This is a genomic window from Deltaproteobacteria bacterium, assembly GCA_016183175.1.
Classification (GTDB): domain Bacteria; phylum UBA10199; class UBA10199; order UBA10199; family SBBF01; genus JACPFC01.
Map to the genome: position 1 here is coordinate 1 of JACPFC010000041.1, position 4,352 is coordinate 4,352.

5 protein-coding genes are annotated in these 4,352 nt (G+C 54.1%); all 5 read left to right on the plus strand.

Annotated elements, in window-relative coordinates; translation table 11 throughout:
• Positions 1-306 (plus strand): dihydropteroate synthase (locus HYU99_05125; protein MBI2339731.1); only part of this gene is annotated, 306 nt, incomplete at its 5' end.
• A 9-nt stretch (positions 307-315) separates the two neighbouring features.
• Positions 316-1,662 (plus strand): phosphoglucosamine mutase, encoded by a 1,347-nt coding sequence (locus HYU99_05130; GenBank protein ID MBI2339732.1) that lies wholly within the window; start codon positions 316-318, stop codon positions 1,660-1,662.
• Positions 1,659-2,456 carry a pyridoxine 5'-phosphate synthase gene (locus HYU99_05135; GenBank protein MBI2339733.1) on the plus strand — a complete coding sequence of 266 codons (798 nt, stop codon included), beginning with the start codon at positions 1,659-1,661 and terminating at the stop codon, positions 2,454-2,456. Before HYU99_05130 ends, HYU99_05135 begins: the two co-directional genes overlap by 4 nt.
• A gap of 138 nt (positions 2,457-2,594) precedes the next feature.
• Positions 2,595-4,136 carry an NAD(P)H-hydrate dehydratase gene (locus HYU99_05140; GenBank protein MBI2339734.1) on the plus strand — a complete coding sequence of 514 codons (1,542 nt, stop codon included), beginning with the start codon at positions 2,595-2,597 and terminating at the stop codon, positions 4,134-4,136.
• Positions 4,137-4,191: 55 nt separating this feature from the next.
• Positions 4,192-4,352: tRNA (adenosine(37)-N6)-threonylcarbamoyltransferase complex ATPase subunit type 1 TsaE (locus tag HYU99_05145; GenBank protein MBI2339735.1), on the plus strand; the 161-nt coding region annotated here is incomplete at its 3' end.

The following is a 4,352-nucleotide window of genomic DNA, read 5'->3' on the forward strand; positions in this document are numbered from 1 at the left end:
AGAGCAGGAATCGGTCGCGGCCAAATCTCGATCGATCCCGGCTTTGGTTTTGCCAAGACATTTGAGCAAAACGTCGAGATGTTGCGGAATCTCAAGCGCTTCAGGGAAATGGGTTATCCCCTCGTTGTCGGCCTCTCGCGCAAAAGTTTTATCGGAAAAATCACCGGAGAGGAAAAACCCGAAAATCGCCTTGCCGGAAGCCTCGCCGCCGCCATGCATGCCGCACAACAGGGAGTCGATATCCTGCGGGTACACGACGTAAAAGAAACGCGGGAGATGCTTGCTTTCGCCCGGATATTCAATTAATTTCATTCCATGAAGAAATTATTCGGCACCGACGGCATCCGGGGGAGGGCCAACCGCTATCCCATGACTCCTGAAGTGGCCCTTTCGCTGGGACAGGCGATTGCCCTCCACTTCGCCAAAAAAAAGGGGGGAGGGCGTATTTTAATCGGCAAGGACACGCGGCGCTCCAGCTACATGTTCGAGTATGCGTTATCCGCCGGCATCAGCTCGATGGGAGCTGAAACGATTCTTACCGGGCCGCTTCCAACCCCCGGCATCGCCTTTCTCACCTGCGCCATGCGGGCCGACGCGGGGGTGGTCATCTCGGCCTCGCACAATCTCTTTGAAGACAACGGGATCAAATTTTTCGATTCGGAAGGATTCAAACTCTCCGACGACGTCGAACTGCAGATGGAGGAATATGTCTTTTCCTCCCACGACGATTCCATCAAGCCCACCGGGTCAACCATCGGCAGGGCCATCCGCATCAAGGACGCCGTCGGCCGGTATGTGGAATTTCTCAAATCGACCTTTCCCAAAGGGCGGAATCTGAAGGGCGTTAAAATCGTTGTCGACTGCGCCAACGGGGCCGGCTACCTGGTGGGGCCGCTTGTCTTTTTGGAAATGGACGCGGAGGTCATTCCCGCGGCCGTTTCCCCCAACGGGACCAACATCAACGACCGTTGCGGCGCCCTTCATCCCGAGACAATGATCAAACTGGTTCGCGACCATAAAGCCGACATCGGCATCGCCATCGACGGCGACGGCGACCGCGCCATTTTGTGCGACGAGAAGGGGGAAATTGTGGATGGCGATCGCGTGCTCGCCCTCTGTGCGCTGGAGCGGAAAAAGGAGGGAAAGCTTGCCGGCGATACGGTGGTGGGAACCGTCTTGAGCAACATGGGCCTGGAACGCTATCTTAAAAAAAATGGCCTGAAGCTCGTTCGGACGCAGGTAGGGGACCGCTCCATCATGACGGAGATGCGCAAGCACGGCTACACGCTGGGGGGCGAACCGTCGGGGCATTTGATTTTCATGGATCTGGCCACCACCGGCGACGGTTTGATCGCGGCGTTGCAGGTTCTGGCCTATATGCAGAAGATGGGAAAACCGCTCTCCACGCTTGCCCATCAGATGCCTCTTTATCCCCAGCAGACCAAAAATATCAAAATAAGGGAAAAAAAGGCGCTGGAAAAGATTGCCCCACTGCAAAAGGAGGTGAAAGCGGTGGAAAAAGAACTGGAGGGGAAGGGGCGGGTGATTCTGCGGTACTCCGGCACCGAACCGGTCTTAAGGGTTACGGTTGAAGGGGAAGACGACCGCCTGGTGAGCCGGAATTTACAGCGGTTGTCGGAATGTATTGAAGCGAATCTATGAAACCCCGCCTTGGAGTCAACATCGACCACATCGCCACACTGCGGGAGGCGCGAAAGTGCGGGATTCCCGATCCGGTTGCCTCGCTCCCAATTCTTGAGGAATGCGGCGTTGACCAGGTGACGCTTCATCTCCGGGAGGACCGGCGGCACATCCAAGACCGCGATCTCGAGGCGGTGATTCAAAAAGCGACAATCCCCGTCAATCTGGAAATGGCCTTGACGGATGAAATGGTCGGGATCGCACTTCGGTTGAAACCGGCCACGGCGACCATCGTGCCGGAAAAGCGGCAGGAGATAACCACCGAGGGGGGACTGGATTGTGAGAGGAATGTTCACCTCCTTGAAAAGGAAATTCCACGCCTGAAAGACAAGGGAATTCGTGTGAGTCTTTTTATCGATCCCGACCGGACACAGATTGATCTCGCGGCAAAGTTAAGGGCGGATGCGGTTGAACTGCATACGGGGACTTATTGTGAGGCGTTTGGACGAGTAACCCCGCCCCCTGTCCCCCTCCCCCAAGGGGAGGGGGGAATTACCCCCTCTCCCTTGAGGGGAGAGGGTCGGGGTGAGGGTGACGTCGCCAAAGAATTTCAACGTCTCCGCGACTCTGCCCGATATGCCGCCCAAAAAGGCTTGAAGGTCTTTGCCGGCCACGGGCTGAACACGCAGAATCTCCTGCCGGTTGTCTCCATCCGCGAGATCGAAGAGTACAACATCGGCCACAGCATCATCGCCCGCGCGGTGTTTGTGGGATTGGAGGCGGCGATCCGCGAAATTCAGGAAATATTAAAATGATAAAAATTCCAAGCACCAAATTCCAAACAATTTCAAAATTCCAATGACAAAAATTCAAAACGTTTGTTTCAATTTTTTGAATTTGTTTTTTTGGATTTTGTTTGGAATTTGAGATTTGGAATTTGGAATTTTTTGCCCATGTATCTTCTCACCGCCCAGGAAACCCGGCGCCTCGACGACCTTTCGATCCATCGCTGTAAAATTCCCGCACGCCGGCTGATGAATCGCGCCGGCAAGGAAGTTTTTCGGGTCATCAAAAAAGAGTTTGAAAATCTGAAACGCAAAAAGATCGCCGTTTTTTGCGGCCCCGGCAACAATGGCGGCGACGGGTTGGTGGTGGCGAGGCATTTAAAAAAAGCGGGGGCAAAGGTTCAGATCTTTTTGTTGTCACCCCCGCGAAAGCGGGGGTCTAGCACTTATTTGGATTCCCGCTTCCGCGGGAATGACATCGGGGGAATATTCGATAAAATAGGCAAACCCGACCTTGTCATCGACGCCCTTTTTGGCATCGGCCTTTCGCGGCCGCTTGCAGGAACGCCCCGAAAATGGATTCGTGAAATGAATCGCCTCAAAGGGGTAAAGCTCGCCATCGACATCCCGTCCGGTCTTTGCGCGGACACGGGAAAGGTCCTGGGAACCGCGTTCAGGGCCGATATCACGGTGACGTTTGGTTATCCGAAACGGGGGTTTTTTCCGGGCGATGGGACATTGTCCCAGGCCCACAATTGCGTCGGCAAACTTTATGTCCGGCCGATCGGCTTGAGCCCCAGGGTGATAGAACAACTAAAACCGCAAACCCATCTGATAACGACATCCGATATTAAACCCCCGCTGAACCCCCGGCTGAAGACATCCCACAAGGGGACATATGGTCATGTTTTCACCGTTGCCTGCTCGCTGGGGAAAATCGGCGCCGGACTGATGGCGGCCCATACCGCGCTGAAGGCGGGGGCGGGGCTTTCAACGCTGGTCTTGCCTTCCGGCGCCTACCGAAAAATCGATCCACGGGCGTTGGAAATCATGTATGAACCGATTGGGCCAGGTAATTCGGCATTTTTTACTCCAAAAGATTTGCCTGCTGTTCTGGAACGCCTCAAAAAAGCCACAGTTGTCGCCATAGGCCCCGGTCTTGGCGCCCACCCCCATACCGTCCATTTTGTCCATTCAGTCCTGTCCCACTACCGGGGCCCAATGGTCATCGATGCCGATGGCCTCAATGCCGTCGCCGCCAATCCGGAGATTTTGATGAAAAGGAGGGGGCTGACTCTTCTCACCCCTCACCCTGCCGAGATGGGGAGGCTTGTCGGGACAACAACCCCCGTTGTCCAGAAAAATCGTCTCAAAACCACGGCATCCTTTGCCCGAAGATACGGGGTCAATGTTCTTCTCAAGGGTTACAGGAGTATTTTATCTTTATCTAATGGAATAACCTGGATAAATCCTACAGGAAATCCGGCCATGGCCAGCGCGGGGCAGGGGGACGTGCTTACCGGAATTTACGCGGGACTGATGGCACAGTATCTGCAACGAACAGAAGCGTTGTTGTTTGGATGTTTTTTGCACGGATTGGTCGGTGATTTGTTGGCCCAAAAGAGGCGGGTGGTCTTGGCTACTGACGTTGCGAACAATTTGGACCTTGGGTATGACAAAGGAATGTCAAATATCAAATGTCAAATTTGACCTTGTCGTTTTGGATTTCCTTTGGCATTTGAACTTTGGCATTTGAACTTTGCATGTGAAACCCTTCCTCTCCAAATCGCCAACCGAAACCGAAAAATTCGCCGCTGATTTTTCAAAAAAACTCAAAAAAGGGGATGTCGTCGCCCTCTGCGGCGATTTGGGCTCCGGAAAAACAACCTTTGTCCGCGGCCTTTTTGCGGGCTTAAACGGCGACCC